Here is a 20,356-nt window from a genome sequence, read left to right on the forward strand (position 1 = left end):
CCCGGGAGCACGACGGCGCCCGGCCCGCGGCCCGCCGGGCCGCCCACGCAGCGCGTCGACGGTGGCAGGGGCCGCGGGCCGGGCACGCCGGTTCCGGCTCAGCTCTTCTTTCGGGTCGTCATGAAGCGCTGGACCAGGATGAACGCGCACAGCAGCACACCGGTGGCGATCTTCGTCCACCAGGAGCTGAGCGTGCCCTCGAACTGGATGATGCTCTTGATCAGGCCCAGGACGAGAACGCCGAACAGGGTGCCCAGGACGTAGCCGGAGCCGCCCGTCAGCAGCGTGCCGCCGATGACGACCGCGGCGATCGCGTCGAGCTCCATGCCGGTCGCGTGCAGCGGGTCACCGGACTGGATGTACAGGGTGAAGAGCAGTCCGGCCAGCGCCGAGCAGAACCCGCTCACCGTGTACACGGCGATCTTCGTGCCGCCCTGCGGGAGACCCATCAGCATGGCCGACTGCTCGTTGCCGCCGATGGCGTACACCCGGCGCCCGAAGCGGGTGTAGTGCAGGACGTAGAACGCCACGGCGAGGACCACCAGCGAGACGATCGCGCCGATCGACAGGAATCCCATCCCCAGCGACACCTGCGCCGTCGCCATGCTGCTCACCGTGGAGTCGCTGATGGAGATCGACTCCTTGCTGATGACCAGGCACAGACCGCGGAAGAGAAACAGGCCGGCGAGGGTCACGATGAAGGGCTGGATCTCGAAGTTGTGGATCACATAGCCCATCAGGAAGCCGCCGAAGGCTCCCACGGCCAGCGCCATCGGGATCACGAGCAGGAGCGGCAGTCCCTGACGCTCCACCAGCCAGGCCGTGAACATCGTCGTGAAGCCGATCATCGAGCCGACGGACAGGTCGATGCCGCCGGACAGGATGACGAAGGTGACGCCGACCGCGGCGACCAGCAGATAGCCGTTGTCGATGAACAGGTTCAGGAAGACCTGCGGTTCGCCGAAACCGTAGTACTGGTACCGGGCCAGGCCCCCGACGTACATCAGCAGGAAGAGCAGGGCCGTCACCGCGACGGGCAGCCGCCGGTCGCCGAGCAGGCGCGCGGCCTTGGACGGGGTACGGGTGTCCGGGGCGGCCGGGGGGCTCTGGGTGGTCGTGGTCATCACGACACCTCCATCTTGGGGGCGGCCTCGGTCGCCGCGGCGGTGTCCGCCTTGGCCTCGGCCGGCTTGGCGCCCGCCTTCGCGCCGAACCCGCCGGCGAACTTGGCGCCGAAGACCTTGGCGCGGAACTTCGGGGACTGCAGCAGGCAGACCACGATGACGACGGCGGCCTTGAAGACCAGGTTGGTCTGGGTCGGCACGCCGATGGTGTAGATCGTGGTGGTCAGCGTCTGGATGACGAGGGCGCCCACCACCGTGCCGCCGACGGAGAACCGGCCGCCCAGAAGCGAGGTGCCGCCGATCACCACGGCGAGGATCGCGTCGAGTTCGATCCACAGGCCGGCGTTGTTCCCGTCGGCGGCCGAGGTGTTGGAGCTGATCATCAGACCCGCGATGCCCGCGCACAGGGCGCAGAACATATAGACCATGATCTTGATACGCCGGGACCTGATGCCGACCAGACGGCTGGCCTCGGCGTTGCCGCCGACCGCCTCGACCAGCAGGCCGAGCGCCGTGCGGCGGGTCAGCGCCACGGTGACGGCCACGACCGCGGCCACCACGAAGATCGAGAACGGCAGCGTCAGCCAGTAGCCGCCGCCGATCAGCTTGTACGGCTCGCTGTTGATGGTGATGATCTGGCCGTCGGTGATCAGCTGGGCGACACCGCGGCCGGCGACCATGATGATCAGTGTGGCGATGATCGGCTGGATGCCCATCCGGGCGACCAGGAAGCCGTTCCACAGGCCGCACACGACCGCGGCCAGCAGCCCGAGGCCCATCGCGAGCAGCACTCCGGACAGGGCGCCCTGGTCGGACTGGTCGCTGATGTACGAGCAGGCCAGTGCTCCGGTGATGGCGACCACGGCGCCCACGGAGAGGTCGATGCCGCCGGTGGCGATCACCAGGGTCATGCCGACCGCCACCAGGATGAGGGGCGATCCGAACAGCACGATCGAGACGAGGCTGCCGTAGAGGTGGCCGTCCGCCATCTTGATCGAGAAGAAGTCGGGCGTGAAGGGGACGTTGACGAGCAGCAGGAGGACGAGGACCGCTACCGGCCAGAACAGGTGGTGGCGGGTCAGCGCCCGCCATCGGGAAGAGGGGGTCGACGACGTGGTCACTGGTGCTCTCCGCTCGCGATGGTCTCCAGGATCCGGCTGGTGGTGATCTCCGGCCCGTTGGCGATCTGCGCCACCAGCCGGCGGTCGCGCAGCACTCCGATGGTGTGACTGAGCCGGAGTACCTCCTCCAGCTCGGCCGCGATGTACAGGACGGACATGCCGTCCTCGGAGAGGGAGACGACGAGCTTCTGGATCTCCGCCTTCGCGCCGATGTCGATGCCGCGCGTCGGCTCGTCCAGGATCAGCAGCTTGGGGCTCGTGATCAGCCAGCGGGCCAGCAGCACCTTCTGCTGGTTGCCGCCGCTGAGCTGGCCGACCCTGGCCTCGGGGTTGGCGGGGCGGATGTCCAGCGCCTTGATGTACTTGGCGACGAGTTCGTCGCGCTGGGAGGCCGGGATGGGCCGGGTCCAGCCGCGCGCCGCCTGCAGGGCCAGGATGATGTTCTCCCGCACCGTCAGGTCGGGGACCAGGCCCTCGCTCTTGCGGTTCTCGGAGCAGAACGCGACCCCGGCGCCGATCGCGTCGTTGGGGGCGCTCATCGAGACCTGCTTGCCGCCGATGGTCACCTTGCCGCTGTCCGGCTGGTCGGCGCCGAAGAGCAGCCGGGCGAGTTCGGTGCGGCCCGAGCCGAGGAGGCCGGCGAGCCCGATCACCTCGCCCTTCTTGATCTCCAGGTCGAACGGGGCGATGCCGCCGGTCCTGCCGAGGCCGTCCGCCTGGACCAGGGTGTCGCCCGCGTCGGAGCGCAGCTGGTGCTCGTGGAGCTCGTCCAGCTGGCCCATGGCCTTGCCGAGCATGAGCTGGACGAGTCCGACCTGGTCGAGGTCGGACACCATGTGCTCGCCGACGAGGGTGCCGTTGCGCAGGACGGTCATCCGGTCGCAGACCTCGTAGATCTGGTCGAGGAAGTGCGAGACGAACAGGATCGCGACGCCCTCGTCCTTCAACCGCCGCATCAGGGCGAACAGTTGGAGGACCTCGTCCCGGTCGAGGCTGGAGGTCGGCTCGTCGAGGATCAGCACCTTGGCAGCCGGGCCCTCGCCGTCGCCGTCTGCGCCGCCGGTGCCCAACGACCTGACGATCGCGACCAGTTGCTGCACGGCCAGCGGGTAGGAGGACAGCGGGAGGCTGACGTCGATGTCCAGTCCGAGCCGGTCCACCAGCTCCGCCGCCTGCCGGCGCAGCTGCTTCCACTGGATGCGGCCCATGCGGGTCGGTTCACGCCCGATGAAGATGTTCTCCGCCACCGACAGGTTCGGGCAGAGGTTGACCTCCTGGTAGACCGTGCTGATACCGGACTGCTGGGCCTGCAGCGGGCTGGCGATCCGCACGGACCGGCCGTCCAGCGTGATCGTGCCGCCGTCCAGGGAGTAGACGCCGGTGAGCACCTTGATGAGCGTGGACTTGCCCGCCCCGTTCTCGCCCATCAGGGCGTGGATCTCGCCGGGGAAGAGCCGGAAGTCGACGTCCGACAGAGCCCGTACCCCCGGAAACTCTTTGACTATGCCCGCCATTTCCAGGACGGGCCTCGGCTCTGCCATGGCAGTGCTCCTTGAGATTGGTTCAGGCCCGCAGGGAGCCCCGGGACCGAGGGCGCTCGGTCGGCCGGAGGCTCCCTGCCGGTGGGTGCGTCGGTCAGTACTTGCGGCTCGGGAGCGCGGCCTTGGCCTGGTCCTGCATGAAGTCGCCCTCCTTGGTCTTGATCCAGCGCTCGACCGTCTGGCCGTCCTTGACCTTCTTCACGACGTCCATCAGCTGGGGGCCGAGGAGCGGGTTGCACTCGACGATGGCGTTGATCTTGCCCTCGGACATGGCCACGAAGCCGTCCTTCACGCCGTCGATCGAGACGATCAGGATGTCCTTGCCGGGCTTCTTGCCGGCCGCCTCGATGGACTGGATGGCGCCGATGGCCATGTCGTCGTTGTGCGCGAAGAGCACGTTGATGTCCGGGTTGGACTGCAGGAAGGCCGCCATGACCTGCTTGCCGCCGGCGCGGGTGAAGTCACCGGTCTGGCTGACGACGATCTTCCAGTCCGCCTTGTGCTCCGCGTCCATGATCTCCTTGAAGCCCTTGGCGCGCTCGATCGCCGGGGCGGCGCCGGTGGTGCCCTCCAACTGGGCGATCTTCACCGGGGCCTTGAGCCCGGCCTTCGCGATGACCTTCTCCAGGATCTTGGCCGCGCGACGGCCCTCGTCGGTGAAGTCGGAGCCGACCAGCGTGACGTACAGGGAGTCGTCGGATGTCTCCACGGAGCGGTCGGTGAGGACCACCGGGATCTTCGCGGCCTTGGCCTCCTTGAGCACCGCGTCCCAGCCGGTGACGACCACCGGCGAGAAGGCGATGACGTCCACCTTCTGCGCGATGTAGTTGCGGATCGCGGAGATCTGGTTCTCCTGCTTCTGCTGGGCGTCGGAGAACTGGAGGGAGTAGCCCGCCGCCTTGGCGGCGTCCTTCACCGAGGTGGTGTTGGCGCTGCGCCAGCCGCTCTCGGAGCCGACCTGGGAGAAGCCGAGCTTGATCGTCTTGCTGCCGCCCGCGGAGGAGGAGCCGGTGTCGCTGTCGTCCTTCTTGGCGCAGGCCGTCAGACCGCCCGCGGCCGCCACGCCGACCGCCGCGGTGAGGAAGTTTCTTCTGCTGAGCATGTTCTTCTCCTTTGAAGAGCCGGCCCGGGGACGGACCTGCTGGTACTCGATGGGACCGGCCATACTGCGTCCAGCCTGTCGATCATCGTTCGATATGTCGGCCACACCGCTGGGCATGTGCGTCCGACTGATGGGTCAGAGGGGTGCGCGCTCCGATTGGGCGGCGGACGGGAACGTACTGGCGCGCACGACGAGTTGGGGTTCGATCGCGATCCGGGAGGCGGCGGCGGGCGGCCGGCCCTCGATCAGCTCCAGGAGCAGCGCGATGCCTTGCTTGCCCACCGCCGCGAAGTCCTGCCGGACGGTGGTGAGCGGAGGAGCGAAGAACTCCGACTCCGGGATGTCGTCGAAGCCGACCACCGCGACGTCCTGGGGGGTTCGGACCCCCGCCTCCCGCAGGGCCCTCAACACCCCCAGTGCCATCTGGTCGTTGGCGACGAAGACGGCGGTCAGCCCCCGGCCCACCCAGCCGGCCAGTTCCTGGCCCGCCCGGTAGCCCGACAGCGGACTCCAGTCCCCCCGCAGCAGCATGGGCGGCTCGACGCCCTCCGCTTCGAGGGTCGCCCGCCAGCCGGCGGCCCGGTCGGCCGCCTCCTGCCAGTCCTCGGGGCCGGCGAGGTGCCAGACCGTGCGGTGGCCCGCGGCCAGCAGGTGGCCGGTGGCCAGCCGCCCGCCGAGGTGCTGGTCCACACTGACGCCGGGGATGTCCACTCCCGGCCCGCTGCCCACGATCACCACCGGGAACGGATGGCGGAGTTCGGCCAGCGCGTCCACCGCCGAGCGCTGCGGGGCGATGGCGACCACGCCTTCCACCCCGCCCTCGCTGAGGTGGTCGAGCGCCTCGGACACGCTCTCCGGGGTCAGTTTGCGCAGACTGACCGTCGAGACGAGATAGCCCTCGGCGCGTGCCGCCTCCTCGAGCGCGAACAGCGTGCTGGCCGGCCCGTAGAGGGTGGTGTCGGAGGCGACCACGCCCAGCGTCCGGGTGCGCCGGGTCGCCAGGGCCCGTGCGGAGGAGTTGCGGCGATAGCCCATCTCCTCGATCGCACGCAGCACCCGGGCCCGCGTCTCGTCCCGCACGTTGGGGTGGTCCCCCAGCACGCGGGACACGGTCTGGTGGGACACACCGGCCTGGCGTGCCACGTCCGCCATGGTGGGCGGCCGAAGCTGAGTGTGTGTCACGGCCGCACCTCCTTGGCGCCGGTCTGCCGGTAAGTCCTGTGCTGGGGCTGCTGGTCGGTCCCGCGCCGCCGACGTCACGCCGGGGTTCCGGTGAGTCCAACGGCACGGGGAATGAAGGCGAGTTGGGACACTAGGGGCACACCGCTCGTAACTCCCGTGTTCGCGTCGGACGCTGACTGGTGAATGCGGAGGTCATTGTGAGCGCTAACAATTCACGGCGGTCAAGAGGGTTGCACCGGAAGGTCGTCACGGTTCCATAACGTACATGACAACAATCATGCATCTACCCTGGTCAGAGGCCTGTAGGCCCGATCCGGGCATCCACGCCGAGCAGCGCCCCGACGACGGCCCACACGACGGCGCCGCTCGCGACCTCGGTCCACCTCCCAGGCGATGTGCGCGACCCCAGGACATCAACCCGTTCCTGGACATCCCCCCCACCGTCCTGGACATCCCCCCCCCCACCGTCCTGGACATCGCCCACGCCGTCCTGGACGAACGTCCAACGGGGCCGGCATTCCCCCGACGGCTCACCTGCCGGAGTCCGACGCAAGCGAACGGGAGCGGGCGCGGGGCGACCCGGCCGGCGGGAGCCGACGCGAGGCGAACCGCCCGGCGGGAGCGGACGCGAAGCGGCCCGCCGGGCAGGAGCCGACGCGAAGCGGCCCGCCGGGCAGGAGCCGACGCGAGGCGGCCCGCCCGGCAGGAGCCGACGCGAGGCGGCCCGCCCGGCAGGAGCCGACGCGAGGCGGCCCGCCCGGCAGGAGCCGACGCGAGGCGAACCGCCCGGCAGGAGCCGACGCGAAGCGAACCGCCCGGCAGGAGCCGACGCGAAGCGGCCCGGGCGGGGGGAGCGGGTGTGGGGCGAGGTGGTCGGTGGGAGCGGGCGGGGCGGTGCAGTGGGGTGCTAGGAGCACCACCACAGGAAGCGGGTGCAGGTCTCGGTCGGGGACGGCTGCGGGGTCGTGGTCGGGGCGGCGGTCGGGGTGGGGTCCGAGCCGGAGCCCGGGTCCGACGGGGACGTCGGCCTGGAGGAGGCCGGGAGGGTGGCCGACTGGGCTTCCTTGCCCGGGGATTGCGTGGCCTTGCCGTCCTTCGCGGACTCCGACGCCGACGGGGAGGCGGAGGAGCTCGGGGACGAGGAGGCCGTGGCCGAGCCCGGGGCCGTCCTGTCGTCCAGCGGCTGCGCGGACGCGCTCGGCTCCGCCGCTTCCCGCGCCTCCCCGTCGACCTCGGACGACTCGCCCCCGGCCGCCTCGGGGTTGTGGGGCGAGGAGAACCCCGGTGCGTCCACGCCGAGTTCGGCCAGACTCAGGCCGCCCGCCGCCAGGACGAAGCCGGCGGTGATCAGCACCACGCGCTTACGGCGCCGGCGGTGGGCCGAGGCCTTGCGGTCGCGACGGCTCGCGTCCGATGCGGCGGCCTCGCCTTCGGGGCCCCGCCGGCCACCCCGGCCCTGCCCGCGGCGGCGCGCGGCGCGCCCCTGGGGCTCGCCGCCGTCGGCTTCGCGATCGTCATGATCGTCGCGATCGTCCGGGCCGCCGGGCGCCTCGTGCGCCTCGTGCGCCGACGCGTCCACCGCGTACGGCTCGGGCTCCGGCTCCTGCGGGTACGGTTCCGGCGCATACGGCTCCGGTTCGTACGCGGTGGGCGGATACGCGCGTAGCTGCTGAACAGGTGCGCCGCACCCCGGGCAGGCGAGGGCGCCGTTGAGGTGCCTTCGGCACGGGTGGCAGTAGTCCATGACGCGGGAAGACTAAGTTCCCGGACGGTCACGTTCCCAGGCTCGGCTGTGAAAGTTGTGTGGGAAACCGGCCATACCGGCGCGGCGACTTGAGTGACCTGTCACACACCGTCGACCCTTCGACTTTCGCAAGGGCCTCGAAAGTGTCGAAACCGTTACTCGTTCGACCCATTGACACCCCCCTCACGCGAAACTTACTGTCTGCCCAGCATTTCGAACATGTGACGAAATCTCGAACAGCCGAAGGGTAACTTCCGTGCGCATCACCGGAATCAGCACTCACGTGGTAGGGACGCCCTGGCGCAACCTGACCTACGTCCTGGTGCACACCGACGAGGGCATCACGGGTGTCGGCGAGACCCGCATGCTGGGCCACACCGACGCGCTGATCGGCTACCTGAAGGAGGCCGAGGCCAACCACATTCTCGGCTCCGACCCGTTCGCTGTCGAGGACCTCACCCGCCGGATGAAGTACGGCGACTACGGGCGCGCCGGCGAGATCGTGATGTCCGGCATCGCCGTCGTCGAGATGGCCTGCTGGGACATCAAGGGCAAGGCCCTCGGGGTGCCGGTCTGGCAGCTGCTCGGCGGCAAGGTCACCGACAAGGTCAAGGCGTACGCCAACGGCTGGTACACCACCGAGCGGACGCCGGAGGCGTACCACAAGGCCGCCCAGGGGGTCATGGAGCGCGGTTACAAGGCGCTGAAGATCGACCCCTTCGGCACCGGCCACTTCGAGCTTGACCACCAGCAGACCCTGTACGCCGTCTCCCTCATCGAGGCCGTGCGCGACGCCATCGGGCCGGACGCCGAGCTGATGCTGGAGATGCACGGCCGCTTCTCCCCCGCGACCGCCGTCCGGCTCGCGAACGAGCTCGCGCCCTTCAAGCCCGCCTGGCTGGAGGAGCCCTGCCCGCCGGAGAACCTGAAGGCGCTGGAGAAGGTCGCCGCCAAGGTCGACATCCCCGTCGCCACCGGTGAGCGCATCCACGACCGGATCGAGTTCCGCGAGCTCTTCGAGAGCCAGGCCGTGGACATCATCCAGCCGGACGTCGGCCACATCGGCGGCATCTGGGAGACGCGCAAGCTCGCGGCGACCGCCGAGACGCACTACATGCTCGTCGCCCCGCACAACGTCGGCGGCCCGGTCCTGACCGCGGCCTCCCTCCAGGTCGGGTTCACCTCCCCGAACTTCAAGATCCTTGAGCACTTCAACGACTTCGCGGACGCGGAGATCAAGAAGGTCGTCAAGGGCGCGCCCGAGGTGATCGACGGTTACTTCCACCTCTCCGACAAGCCCGGCCTCGGCGTCGAGCTGGACGTGGACGCCGCCGCCGAGTTCCCGCAGCAGCAGGCCCGCTTCGACCTGTGGGCCGAGGGCTGGGAGCAGCGCAAGCCCAAGGCCGGCAAGTGAGCACCGCCGTCGTCGTCGAGGCGCCGGGCGAGCACCGGCTCGTCCCGCACGAGCCCCGGCAGCCGGAGCCCGGCGAGGCGCTGGTGCGGGTGCACGCCACCGGCATCTGCGGCAGCGACCGCGAGGTGTACCAGGGCAACCGGCCCGAGGGATACGTCCGCTACCCGCTGACCCCCGGCCACGAGTGGTCCGGGACGGTCGAGGCGGTCGGCGCCGGGGTCCCGTCGTCGCTCGTCGGCCGCAAGGTGGTGGGCGAGGGCTTCCGCAACTGCCAGGTCTGCGACCGCTGCCACGCGGGCGAGACGACGCTGTGCACGGACGGGTACGAGGAGACGGGCTTCACCCAGCCCGGGGCGATGGCCGCCACCCTCACCCTGCCGGCCCGCCTGCTGCACGTGCTCCCCGAGGACGCCGACCTCACGGCCGCCGCCCTCCTGGAGCCCGCCGCCTGCATCGCGGCCGCCGCGATCAAGGCCCGTGCGCTGCCCGGCGAGAAGGTGGCCGTGGTCGGCACCGGCACCCTGGGCATGTTCGCCGTCCAGTTCCTGAAGGCGGGCTCGCCGGCCGAGCTGCTGGTGGTGGGCACCCGGAACGACCGGGAGACGCTTTCCCGGCAGTTCGGGGCGACCGACTTCCGCACCCGGGACCAGGAGCTCCCCGACGACTTCGACGTCGTCATCGAGACCGCGGGTTCGGCCTCCGCCGCCCGCACGGCCGCCTCGCTGCTGCGGCGCGGCGGACGTCTGGTCCTCACGGGGATCCCGGCGCCGGGCGCCGACGGGCTCGACCCGACGGACCTGGTGGTACGCCAGCTGGAGGTGCACACCGTCTTCGGGGCGCCGCCGGACGCCTGGTCGCACACCGTGCGGGTGTTCGGGGCCGGTCTGCTGGATCCGCTGCCGCTGGTCACCCACGAGCTGCCGCTCGCCGCGTTCTCCGAGGCCATCGAGCTGGTGGGATCCGGCGATCCGAAGGTGGGCAAGGTGCTGCTCCGGCCTTAGGCCACCCCTAGCCGTACGCCGGTACGGGGGCGACCTGACGGCCCCCGTACCGGCGTACATCCCAACCCCGCACCCCGCACGCCTTGAGCCGCGAACCTCGTCCGAAATATCGAACACGAAGGACAGCTTGTGACGACCGACGCCTCCGCCACGGCCCCCCGTCGACCCGGTGAGCAGGCGCTCACCACGCTCGGCCTGGGCGCGCCCGCGCCCGACCCCGCCGACGCCTCCGCCCACACCTTCCCGGGCGGCGGCCGCTGGCGCACCGAGGTCCCCTCGTGCGAGGGTCCCGAAGCGCTGGCCGTCATCCTCAAGGAAGCCTCCCGCCTCGACGTGCCGATCCACCGGATCAGCCAGGGCAGCGGCGTGTGGATGCTCTCCGACGCCGAGATCACCGAGATGGTCGAGGCCACCGGCGAGCGTGACATCGAGCTCTGCCTGTTCACGGGCCCGCGTGGCACCTGGGACATCGGCGGCTCCATCCGCACCGACTCGCGCGGCGGGGGCCTCAGAGCCCGCGGGCACGACGCCGTCGCCGGGTGCGTCGAAGACGCCGTCCGGGCCACGGAGCTGGGCGTCAAGTGCCTTCTCGTCGCCGACGAGGGCGTGCTGTGGACGCTGCACCGCGCCCGCCAGGCCGGCATCATCCCGGCCGACACCACGCTGAAGGTGTCGGCGCTCATCGGCCCCGTCAACCCGGCCTCGTACGCGGTGTACGAGCGGCTCGGCGGCGACTCGATCAACGTGCCCAGCGACCTGACGCTGGATCACCTCACCGAGATCCGCCGGGTGTCCGGCGCCCCCATGGACATGTACATCGAGGCCCCCGACGATCTCGGCGGTTACATCCGGATGTACGAGGTCGCCGAGCTGATCCGGCGCGGCGCACCGCTCTACCTGAAGTTCGGCCTGTCCAAGGCCCCGGGGATCTACCCGTACGGCCACCACATGCGGGATCTGACGCTCTCCACCGCCCGGGAACGGGTGCGGCGCGGACGGCTCGCCCTCGACCTGCTCGCCCGGCACGGAGCTGACGCAGACATGGCGCCTCTCGGCTCGCGTCTGCCCGGCGAACTGAACAGGTTCGACGCCCGGTCATAACGTTCCGGAAACCTCGCTTCACAGAAGCCACCACAGGCACCCAGAATCCCACACATCTTCTTCTTCTCGGTCTTCCCGGCGTCAGCGCCGGGAGCGCCCTCGGCACCGCGAGACCGATCCCCTGCACACACATCAAGGATGATGATCATGCGTAACCGCAGAGCCGCCCTCGCCGCCATAGCCGGAGCCGCCTCCCTCGCCCTGACCCTGTCCGCCTGCGGCCAGTCCGGTGAGGGCGGCAGCGACGAGAAGCCGGCCGACAGCAAGGGCGGGACGATCGGCATCTCGATGCCGACCAAGTCCTCCGAGCGCTGGATCACCGACGGCGCCAACGTCGAGAAGGACCTGAAGGCCAAGGGCTACAAGACCAAGCTGGTCTTCGGCGAGGACGACCCCGACCAGCAGGTCTCCCAGATCGAGAACCTGATCACCCAGGGCGTCAAGGCGCTGATCGTCGCCGCCATCGACAACAAGTCCCTGAACAACGTCCTCCAGCAGGCCGCCGACGCCAAGATCCCGGTCATCTCCTACGACCGTCTGATCCTCGGCACGAAGAACGTCGACTACTACGCGTCCTTCGACAACGAGAAGGTCGGCAAGCTCCAGGGCCAGTACATCGTCGACAAGCTGGGTCTGGCGAGCGGCAAGGGTCCGTTCAACATCGAGCTCTTCGCCGGCTCCAACGACGACAACAACACCAAGTACTTCTTCAACGGCGCGATGAGCGTGCTCCAGCCGTACATCGACAGCAAGAAGCTCGTGGTCAAGTCCGGCCAGACCAAGCTCACCCAGGTCACCACCCTGCGCTGGGACGGCGCCACCGCCCAGAAGCGCATGGAGGACAACCTCACCTCGGCGTACACCAAGGGCCGGGTCGACGCGGTGCTCTCGCCCTACGACGGCATCTCCATCGGCATCATCGCCGCCCTGAAGTCGGACGGCTACGGCACCGCGGCCAAGCCGCTGCCGGTCATCACCGGCCAGGACGCCGAGCTCGCCTCGGTGAAGTCGATCATCGCGGGCCAGCAGTCGATGACCGTCTACAAGGACCTGCGCAAGCTCGCCCAGGTCGCCACGGACATGGTCGACGCCTCCCTCAACGGCAAGAAGCCCGAGATCAACGACACCAAGTCGTACGACAACGGCACCAAGGTCGTCCCCGCCTACCTGCTGCAGCCGGTCGGCGTCGACAAGACCAACTACGAGAAGGAACTCATCCAGGGCGGCTACTACACGGCGGACCAGCTCAAGTAAGTCGACCCTTAAGGATTGGAAGGCACGACCATGGCGGGACCCGTCCTGGAAATGCGCTCGATCGTCAAGACCTTTCCCGGCGTCAAAGCGCTGTCGGACGTCACACTGACCGTTCGTCAGGGCGAGGTCCACGCCATCTGCGGTGAGAACGGCGCCGGGAAGTCCACCTTGATGAAGGTGCTCTCCGGCGTCCATCCGCACGGAACCTACGACGGCGACATCCTCTTCGAGGGGGAGGTCGTCCAGTTCAAGGACATCCGGGCGAGCGAGCAGCACGGCATCGTTATCATCCACCAGGAACTGGCGCTGTCGCCGTACCTCTCCCTGGCGGAGAACATCTTCCTCGGCAACGAGCACGCCAAGGGCGGGTTCATCGACTGGCGGGAGACCCTGCGGCACGCCACGGAGCTGCTGCGCCGGGTCGGTCTCAGCGACCACCCGGAGACCCGCGTCGCCGACATCGGCGTGGGCAAGCAGCAGCTCGTGGAGATCGCCAAGGCCCTCTCGAAGAAGGTCAAGCTCCTCATCCTGGATGAGCCCACCGCGGCCCTGAACGACGAGGACAGCGGCAAACTCCTGGATCTCATCCTGGAGTTGAAGAAGCAGGGCATCACCTCGATCATCATCTCCCACAAGCTCAACGAGATCCGCAAGGTCGCGGACTCGGTGACGATCATCCGCGACGGGCACACCATCGAGACGCTCGACGTGAAGGCGGCGGAGACGACCGAGGACCGGATCATCAGCGGCATGGTCGGCCGCGACCTCGACCACCGCTTCCCCGAGCGCACCCCGCACGAGGCGGAGAAGGACGCGGCCCCGGCCCTGGAGATCCGCGACTGGACCGTGCACCACCCGATCGACCAGCAGCGCAAGGTGGTCGACGACGTGTCGATCCAGGTGCGCCGCGGGGAGATCGTCGGCATCGCCGGCCTCATGGGCGCCGGCCGCACCGAGCTCGCCATGAGCGTCTTCGGACGCACCTACGGCCGGCACGCGGGCGGAACGGTCCTCAAGGACGGCAAGGAGATCCGCACGAAGACGGTCGCCGAGGCGATCGACCACGGGATCGCGTACGTCACCGAGGACCGCAAGCACTACGGCCTGAACCTCATCGACACGATCAACCGCAACATCTCGCTGACCGCCCTGAAAAAGGTCGCCAAGCGGGGCGTGGTCGACGAGCAGGAGGAGCGGCAGGTCGCCGAGGGCTACCGCAAGTCCATGAACATCAAGGCGCCGACCGTCTTCGAGCCGGTGGGCAAGCTGTCCGGCGGCAACCAGCAGAAGGTCGTCCTCAGCAAGTGGATCTTCGCCGGTCCCGACGTGCTGATCCTGGACGAGCCGACGCGCGGTATCGACGTCGGCGCCAAGTTCGAGATCTACACGGTGATCGACCAGCTGGCCGCCCAGGGCAAGGCGGTCGTCTTCATCTCCTCCGAGCTGCCCGAACTGCTCGGCATGTGCGACCGCATCTACACCATGGCCGCCGGGCGGCTCACGGGCGAGTTCCCGCGGGCCGAGGCCACGCAGGAAGTGCTGATGCGCCAGATGACGAAGGACAAAGAGGTAACGCGATGAGCACGGACGTGACCAAGAGCCCGGCGGCCGCGCCGCCGGAGAAGAGCGGAGGCTCAGCCTCCGGCGGCGGGCTGCTGCAGCTGGTGCTGAACGGCCTGCGCAGCAACATGCGCCAGTACGGCATGCTGATCGCGCTCGGCCTGCTCGTGATCCTCTTCCAGGTGTGGACCGGCGGCGACCTGCTGCTGCCGCGCAACGTCTCCAACCTGGTCCTGCAGAACAGCTACATCCTGATCCTCGCGATCGGCATGATGCTGGTGATCATCGCGGGTCACATCGACCTGTCGGTCGGTTCGGTGACGGCGTTCACCGGCGCCTTCGCGGCCGTACTGACCGTGCAACACGGTGTGGCGTGGCCGCTCGCGCTGGTGCTGTGCCTGGCGATCGGCGCGGCCGCCGGCGCGGCACAGGGCTTCCTGATCGCCTATCTCGGCATACCCTCCTTCATCGTCACCCTCGCGGGCATGCTGATCTTCCGTGGTCTGACGGAGATGTTCCTGAAGGGCCAGACGCTCGGCCCGTTCCCGGACGGTCTGCAGAAGATGGGCAACGGCTTCCTCCCGGAGGTCGGCCCGGACACCAACTACCACAACCTCACGCTGCTGCTGGGCTTCGTCCTGCTGGCGTTCGTGGTCCTCCAGGAGGTCCGCGACCGCAAGCGTCAGCAGGAGTTCTCCCTGGACGTGGCGCCCACGAACCTCTTCCTGCTGAAGCTCGTCGCCATCTCCGCCGCAGTTCTCGCCGTCACGATGCTGCTCGCCAGCTACAAGGGCGCGCCGATCATCCTGATCATCCTCGGCGCGCTGGTCGTCGGCTACGGCTACGTCATGCGCAACGCCGTCTTCGGCCGGCACATCTACGCGATCGGCGGCAACCTCCCGGCGGCGAAGCTGTCGGGCGTCAAGGACAAGAAGGTCACCTTCCTCGTCTTCCTGAACATGGGCGTGCTCGCGGCCCTGGCGGGTCTGGTGGTCGCCGCGCGTCTGAACGCGGCCTCGCCGAAGGCGGGCCTCAGCTTCGAACTCGAGGCGATCGCCTCGTCGTTCATCGGCGGCGCGTCCATGAGCGGCGGTGTGGGCACCGTCCTCGGCGCGATCATCGGTGGTCTCGTCCTCGGTGTGCTGAACAACGGCATGAACCTGCTCAGCGTCGGCACCGACTGGCAGCAGGTCATCAAGGGCCTGGCCCTGCTCGCGGCCGTCGGGTTCGACGTCTGGAACAAGCGCAAGTCCGGCTCGTAGGTTTCGTAGATCCGGATCGGGCCCCGCCGGAAGGCGGGGCCCTTCGCATGAGCATGAGGGAGGCGGAAACCCCGTGAAGACGCTCTTCGGCAAGCTCGCCGACGGCACGGAGATCCACAGCTGGACGCTGGAGAACGGCGGGACACGACTGAAGGTCCTCTCCTACGGCGGGATCGTGCAGTCCCTGGAGGTCCCGGACGCGGGCGGCCGGTACGCGAACATCTCGCTCGGCTTCGACACCGTCGAGGAGTACGTCGCGAACTCCCCGTACTTCGGCGCGCTGATCGGCCGCTACGGCAACCGCATCGGCGAGGGCCGGTTCACCCTCGACGGCGAGGCCCACCAGATCGACGTCAACGACGGCGCCAACAGCCTGCACGGCGGCGCCGACGGCTACGACCGGCACGTGTGGGACGTCGAGCCGTTCACCGAGGGCTCCGACGTCGGCCTGCACCTGCACCGCACCAGCGTCGACGGCGAGATGGGCTACCCGGGCACGCTCACGGCGAAGGTGACGTACACCCTCACCGAGCGCGGCGAGTGGCGCATCGACTACGAGGCCACCACGGACAGGGCCACCGTCGTCAACCTCACCAGCCACGTCTACTGGAACCTGGCCGGCGAGGGCAGCGGCGCCATCGAGGACCACGAGCTCACGATCGCCGCCTCCCGCTACACGCCCACCGACGCGGGCCTGATCCCCACGGGCGAACTCGCCGAGGTCGCGGGCACCCCCTTCGACTTCCGCGAGGCGAAGACGATCGGCCGCGACCTGCGGGCCGGCCACGTCCAGCAGCTCCGCGCCAAGGGCTACGACCACAACTGGGTCCTGGACAAGGGCGTCACCGCCGAGCCGGAGCACGTGGCCACCCTGCGCGACCCGCGCTCCGGCCGCACCCTGAAGATCGCCACCGACCAGCCGGGACTGCAGTTCTACTCGGGCAACTTCCTCGACGGCACCCTCACCGGCGCCGGCGGCGCCACCTACCGCCAGGGCGACGCCCTCTGCCTGGAGACCCAGCACTTCCCGGACTCGCCCAACCAGCCGTCGTTCCCCTCCACGGTGCTGCGGCCCGGGCAGACATACCGGACGACGACGATCCACACGTTTGAAACCTGATCCGCCTTCACAGGTGACCCACAACTTCTTACCGATTTCCCAACGGTTGAACGGTGTCACCCCAGTCTCCGTATCTACGGGTGGCCCGCGCTCCCCCGCGCGGGCCACCCAATGACGACGGGCCCGGTCGTCCCCGCCGGGCCCGCCCCATACGGAGGTTCCATGGCCGACAACGTCTCCTCGTTGTTCCGCAACACCGCGGCGCACAGCCCGTCGATGGCGGCGCTGACTCGCGAGGGCGGCGAGGGTGTCGGTCCGGTGGACTTCTGCATCCCGTGCAATCCGTACTTCCCGACGCCGGCCATGTTCGACGAGATGGCCGCCCGGCTGCGCGACATCATCACGTACTACCCCAGCAGCGCCGACACGATCACCGCCGAGCTGTGCAGTCTGCTCCAGCTTCCGCCGCAGGCCGTGGCGATGGGCAACGGCTCGACCGAGCTCATCACCTGGATCGACCACCTGCTGGTCCGTGAGTCCCTCGCCGTCCCCGTCCCCACCTTCGGCCGCTGGACCGACCAGCCCATGGAGACCGGCAAGCGGGTCGACATGTTCCCGCTCCAGGAGTCCAGCGGCTTCGCCCTGGACCTGGCCCAGTACGCCGAGTTCATCCGCGCCCGCGGCACCCGTGTCGCCGTGATCTGCAACCCGAACAACCCCGACGGCGGCTTCCTGCACAAGCACGCGATCGTGCAGTTCATGGACGCGATGGCCGACCTGGACCTGATCGTCATCGACGAGTCGTTCCTGGAGTTCGCGGACGCGGAGGCCGAGCCGAGCGTCGTCCAGGAGGCCATGCTCCGGCCGAACGTGATCGTGCTGCGCAGCCTCGGCAAGAACTTCGGTCTGCACGGCATCCGCTTCGGCTACCTGGTCGCCAACCCGGCGCTCGCGGGCAAGGTCCGCTCGATGCTCCCGAAGTGGAACCTCAACTCCTTCGCGGAACACGTGGTGTTCATCCTCAAGAACCACGGCGCCGAGTACGCGCAGAGCCTGATGCAGGTCCGCCGCGACCGCCTCGACATGGCGAGCCAGCTCAGCGCGCTGCCGGGCCTGACGGTCTACCCCTCCCAGGGGAACTTCCTCTTCGTGCGGCTTCCCGTCGGCGCCGAGGGCACCGTGGTCCGCGACCGGCTGCTCGCCGAGCATCGCATCCTGGTCCGCGAGTGCGGAAACAAGATCGGCTCCTCCAGCCGCTTCCTGAGGCTCGTGGTGCGCCCCCAGGTGGACGTGCGTCGCCTGGTGTCCGGCCTGGAACAGGTGCTCTACGGGACCAGGAGGGGAGCCCCCGTGCCCGAGCTGAGCGCCGGCGCCGGCTACAGCTCGGGCACGGCGGCAGTGGACCGGCTGGTCACCAACGGAGCGGGCATGCAGGGCCTTGCCGCTCAGGCCATGGGCATGCCGGCGCCGGGGCTGGTCGCGGCCGCGGCCGCGGCTGCCCCGGCGATGACCGCCCCGGCGGCGGCGCAGCCGTCTCCGTCCGACGGGGCGGGAATGCCGATGCCGGCGGCCGCCCAGGTCTTCCCCCAGTCGGTACCGGCCCCGGCCCCGGTTCCCGCCCCGGCCCCCGCCCCCGTTCCGCAGCCGGCCCCGCCGATGGCCCCGGCTGCGGCGATGACGCCTGCCGCGATGGCCCCCGCAATGTCGCCTGCGGCCATGGCACCCGCGATGGCGCCCGCGGCCATGGCACCGGCCATGGCGCCCGCCGCCATGACGCCTGCGGCCATGGCGCCCGCGATGGCGCCGGCGGCCATGGCACCCGCGATGGCACCCGCCGCCCCGCCGATGGGGCCCACCCCCACCGGCGTTCCGGCCCGCGGCGGCCTCACCGCCGCCCAGGTCCGCGGCACCAACGGCCTCTCCCCCGCGGCGGCCACCGGCTGGCCCAACGCCCAGAGCTGGCCGAACGCGGCGGGCATGGGACAGGCCGGCTGAGCGGCGGGCCGGGGTCGGGTCAGTAGGCGACGGGCCAGCCGGTGTTCCAGTTCAACAGGTTGACGCCCAGCTTGGGCGTGCCGTTGTCGTTCCCGTCGTAGTAGTGGTAGACGATCAGGTCGCCGTCGGTGTCGTGCATGATCGACTGGCCGCCGGGGCCGATGTAGCGCCCATGCGACTCCAGCACCGGGGTGCCGCCGTTGTTGGTCATCGCGACGCCGTTCTTGTCGTAGTACGGCCCGGTGACGCTCGTGGCGCGGCCGACCTTGACCTTGTAGGTGGAGCTGGTGCCGGCGCAGCAGGTGTCGTACGAGGCGAAGAGGTAGTAGTACCCGTTCCGCTTGACGATGTACGGCGCCTCGACGGCCTTGGTCCCGGTGGGGCGGGCGGCGATCGAGCGCCGGGCGGTGTCGGAGGCGAGCTGTTTGCCGGTCGCCGGGTCGATGCGGATCATCTTGATGCCCGTCCACCAACTCCCGAAGGACAGCCACCACTTGCCGTCGTCGTCGACGAAGAGGTTCGGGTCGATGGCGTTGTAGTCGCTGGAGGCGGTGGAGGTGTAGACGGCGCCGTAGTCGGTCCAGGAGCCGGGCAGGCCCGTCGACGAACCGGCCAGTCCGATCGCGGACTTGTTGGAGCCGAAGGTCGAAACGGCGTAGTACATCAGGTACTTGCCGCCCTGGTACGAGATGTCGGGCGCCCAGGCCTCCGTCGCGCCGTACGACGACCACCAGCCCGGCTTCGTGGCGAAGGCGTCGCCGCCCGCGCTGAAGGCGATGCGGTCGGTGGAGGTGCGGTAGGCGAGGCCGCCGCCGGTGGCGTAGAGGAGGTAGCGGCCGCCGGAGGTGCGGATCATGGTCGGGTCGTGCACGACCGTGGACCCGGTGACCGTGCCGGGGTTGGGGTAGGCGGAGGCGGCGGTGGGGGTCAGGGCGAGCAGAATCGCGGCCGGAACGGCAAGCAAAGCGGCCCTGCGTGAGGTACGGCTCATGCGGACGCTCCTTCAGTGGGGGCCCACCGTTCGTGATATCGAACAGCAGTCGCGTCGTCGGACCGGACCGTAGAATCGAACCCCTTGCGCGTCAACGGTCCGCGCAGCCACTCGAAAGTCTTCGAGAACCGGTCGGCTCCCCGAGGGAGTCCCCCGGGGAGCCGTCGTACCGCCTTCGGGTCAGCCGATCTCCGGCGTCTCCCGGATGACGGGATCGTCCAGGACTCCCTGCAGGAACCGCCTCACCGAGAGCTCGTCCCAGTACTCGAACAGCGTCCCCGCACAGCCGTCGCGGGCATCGTCGCCGAATGACTCCCAGTCTCCAGCACATGGAAAGGAGTACTCGCCTGACGTGGTCCCGCCCGCACAGCCAGGTACCCGAACCTGTCGACGAAGGAACTGCCCATGTCGCCTGCCACCTGCCACCTGCCACCTGAGAACGTGAAACCGAGGCCCCGGCCGACAGGCTGTCAACCGGTGCCTCGGTCCTCCGCTATTCGCTCCGGGCCCGCACGAAGGTGTCGGTGGCCTCACGCAGGGCCGCCTTCAGCTTCTCGTACTCTTCCCGGACCTGTGCCAGCTTGCCGCCCGCGGCGTGATGGGCCCCTTCGAACTCCAGCCAGGCCTGGTGGGCGAGCCGTAGCGCCTCGCTCGTCCCCCGGCTGATCTCGAACTGCTGCCGCAGAGTCAGCGGCGGCTCATGGCGGCCCATCCAGAGTTCGAGCCGGGCGTCTGCGGCCAGGTATTCCGCGACGATCTCGACGACGTCGTTACCGACGATGTTGCTGCCGATCACCTGTACGCCGAGGTTGAGACTCGCCGAGGCAGTCGGGGTGCGCAGTCCCTCGGGCGCCTCCCAGACCGGCGGCTGATCCCTCAACCAGTCCCAGCCGTCATCCGCCAC

The 20,356-nt window shown here is 69.4% G+C and carries 16 protein-coding genes; 8 read left to right on the plus strand and 8 right to left on the minus strand.

Annotation, left to right across the window (positions count from 1 at the left end; translation table 11 throughout):
• Positions 1 to 98: 98 nt before the first annotated feature.
• The 6 genes from yjfF to ACIBAF_RS02530 form a co-directional block, all read right to left on the minus strand.
• Positions 99 to 1,124: a galactofuranose ABC transporter, permease protein YjfF gene (gene yjfF / locus ACIBAF_RS02505; RefSeq protein ID WP_399461218.1), complete on the minus strand. Its 1,026-nt coding sequence runs from the start codon at positions 1,122 to 1,124 to the stop codon at positions 99 to 101.
• Positions 1,124 to 2,245 carry an ABC transporter permease gene (locus ACIBAF_RS02510; protein WP_399461219.1) on the minus strand — a complete coding sequence of 374 codons (1,122 nt, stop codon included), beginning with the start codon at positions 2,243 to 2,245 and terminating at the stop codon, positions 1,124 to 1,126. Before ACIBAF_RS02510 ends, yjfF begins: the two co-directional genes overlap by 1 nt.
• The gene (locus ACIBAF_RS02515) at positions 2,242 to 3,786 is read right to left on the minus strand and encodes a sugar ABC transporter ATP-binding protein (protein WP_399461220.1); all 1,545 of its coding nucleotides are present in this window, start codon (positions 3,784 to 3,786) and stop codon (positions 2,242 to 2,244) included. Before ACIBAF_RS02515 ends, ACIBAF_RS02510 begins: the two co-directional genes overlap by 4 nt.
• A gap of 94 nt (positions 3,787 to 3,880) precedes the next feature.
• Complete coding sequence (locus ACIBAF_RS02520; RefSeq protein WP_399461221.1) at positions 3,881 to 4,888, minus strand: ABC transporter substrate-binding protein; 1,008 nt, start codon at positions 4,886 to 4,888, stop codon at positions 3,881 to 3,883.
• A gap of 135 nt (positions 4,889 to 5,023) precedes the next feature.
• Positions 5,024 to 6,070 carry a LacI family DNA-binding transcriptional regulator gene (locus tag ACIBAF_RS02525; protein ID WP_399461222.1) on the minus strand — a complete coding sequence of 349 codons (1,047 nt, stop codon included), beginning with the start codon at positions 6,068 to 6,070 and terminating at the stop codon, positions 5,024 to 5,026.
• Between the two features lie 907 nt (positions 6,071 to 6,977).
• Positions 6,978 to 7,814, minus strand: a complete 837-nt coding sequence (locus ACIBAF_RS02530) for a hypothetical protein (protein WP_399461223.1) — start codon at positions 7,812 to 7,814, stop codon at positions 6,978 to 6,980.
• A 256-nt stretch (positions 7,815 to 8,070) separates the two neighbouring features.
• Between ACIBAF_RS02530 and ACIBAF_RS02535 the strand changes: the two genes are divergently transcribed.
• The 8 genes from ACIBAF_RS02535 to ACIBAF_RS02570 all read left to right on the plus strand — a co-directional run bounded on the left by ACIBAF_RS02535 (position 8,071) and on the right by ACIBAF_RS02570 (position 18,461).
• Positions 8,071 to 9,228: a mandelate racemase/muconate lactonizing enzyme family protein gene (locus ACIBAF_RS02535; RefSeq protein ID WP_399461224.1), complete on the plus strand. Its 1,158-nt coding sequence runs from the start codon at positions 8,071 to 8,073 to the stop codon at positions 9,226 to 9,228.
• The gene (locus ACIBAF_RS02540; protein WP_399461225.1) at positions 9,225 to 10,229 is read left to right on the plus strand and encodes a zinc-binding dehydrogenase; all 1,005 of its coding nucleotides are present in this window, start codon (positions 9,225 to 9,227) and stop codon (positions 10,227 to 10,229) included. Before ACIBAF_RS02535 ends, ACIBAF_RS02540 begins: the two co-directional genes overlap by 4 nt.
• A gap of 129 nt (positions 10,230 to 10,358) precedes the next feature.
• Complete coding sequence (locus ACIBAF_RS02545) at positions 10,359 to 11,330, plus strand: hypothetical protein (RefSeq protein WP_399461226.1); 972 nt, start codon at positions 10,359 to 10,361, stop codon at positions 11,328 to 11,330.
• A gap of 147 nt (positions 11,331 to 11,477) precedes the next feature.
• A complete protein-coding gene (gene chvE / locus ACIBAF_RS02550; protein WP_399461227.1) occupies positions 11,478 to 12,584 on the plus strand; it encodes a multiple monosaccharide ABC transporter substrate-binding protein in 1,107 nt (368 codons plus the stop codon).
• Between the two features lie 30 nt (positions 12,585 to 12,614).
• Positions 12,615 to 14,165 (plus strand): multiple monosaccharide ABC transporter ATP-binding protein, encoded by a 1,551-nt coding sequence (gene mmsA / locus ACIBAF_RS02555; protein WP_399461228.1) that lies wholly within the window; start codon positions 12,615 to 12,617, stop codon positions 14,163 to 14,165.
• A complete protein-coding gene (mmsB, locus tag ACIBAF_RS02560) occupies positions 14,162 to 15,406 on the plus strand; it encodes a multiple monosaccharide ABC transporter permease (protein ID WP_399461229.1) in 1,245 nt (414 codons plus the stop codon). Before mmsA ends, mmsB begins: the two co-directional genes overlap by 4 nt.
• Positions 15,407 to 15,479: 73 nt before the next feature.
• Positions 15,480 to 16,526, plus strand: coding sequence for an aldose epimerase family protein (locus ACIBAF_RS02565; RefSeq protein ID WP_399461230.1), 1,047 nt, complete (start codon positions 15,480 to 15,482; stop codon positions 16,524 to 16,526).
• Positions 16,527 to 16,688: 162 nt separating this feature from the next.
• On the plus strand, positions 16,689 to 18,461 hold the full coding sequence (locus ACIBAF_RS02570) for a pyridoxal phosphate-dependent aminotransferase (protein ID WP_399461231.1): 1,773 nt from the start codon (positions 16,689 to 16,691) through the stop codon (positions 18,459 to 18,461).
• 19 nt (positions 18,462 to 18,480) lie between these two features.
• Here ACIBAF_RS02570 and ACIBAF_RS02575 read toward each other — a convergent pair whose 3' ends face one another.
• Both ACIBAF_RS02575 and ACIBAF_RS02580 read right to left on the minus strand, forming a co-directional pair.
• Positions 18,481 to 19,452: an arabinan endo-1,5-alpha-L-arabinosidase gene (locus ACIBAF_RS02575; protein WP_399461232.1), complete on the minus strand. Its 972-nt coding sequence runs from the start codon at positions 19,450 to 19,452 to the stop codon at positions 18,481 to 18,483.
• 493 nt (positions 19,453 to 19,945) lie between these two features.
• Entirely contained in the window at positions 19,946 to 20,356 is a 411-nt protein-coding gene (locus ACIBAF_RS02580) for a hypothetical protein (protein ID WP_399461233.1), read from the minus strand.

Origin of the sequence: Streptomyces sp. NPDC051677 (genome assembly GCF_044453465.1) — a bacterium.
Classification (GTDB): Bacteria; Actinomycetota; Actinomycetes; order Streptomycetales; family Streptomycetaceae; genus Streptomyces.

Excerpts from the sequence above, each read along its gene's own strand:
- yjfF (WP_399461218.1), bottom strand. The coding sequence starts at position 1,124 with ATGACCACGACCACCCAGAGCCCCCCGGCCGCCCCGGACACCCGTACC.
- ACIBAF_RS02515 (WP_399461220.1), bottom strand. The coding sequence starts at position 3,786 with ATGGCAGAGCCGAGGCCCGTCCTGGAAATGGCGGGCATAGTCAAAGAG.
- ACIBAF_RS02520 (WP_399461221.1), bottom strand. The coding sequence starts at position 4,888 with ATGCTCAGCAGAAGAAACTTCCTCACCGCGGCGGTCGGCGTGGCGGCC.
- ACIBAF_RS02530 (WP_399461223.1), bottom strand. The coding sequence starts at position 7,814 with ATGGACTACTGCCACCCGTGCCGAAGGCACCTCAACGGCGCCCTCGCC.
- chvE (WP_399461227.1), top strand. The coding sequence starts at position 11,478 with ATGCGTAACCGCAGAGCCGCCCTCGCCGCCATAGCCGGAGCCGCCTCC.
- mmsA (WP_399461228.1), top strand. The coding sequence starts at position 12,615 with ATGGCGGGACCCGTCCTGGAAATGCGCTCGATCGTCAAGACCTTTCCC.
- mmsB (WP_399461229.1), top strand. The coding sequence starts at position 14,162 with ATGAGCACGGACGTGACCAAGAGCCCGGCGGCCGCGCCGCCGGAGAAG.
- ACIBAF_RS02570 (WP_399461231.1), top strand. The coding sequence starts at position 16,689 with ATGGCCGACAACGTCTCCTCGTTGTTCCGCAACACCGCGGCGCACAGC.
- ACIBAF_RS02575 (WP_399461232.1), bottom strand. The coding sequence starts at position 19,452 with ATGAGCCGTACCTCACGCAGGGCCGCTTTGCTTGCCGTTCCGGCCGCG.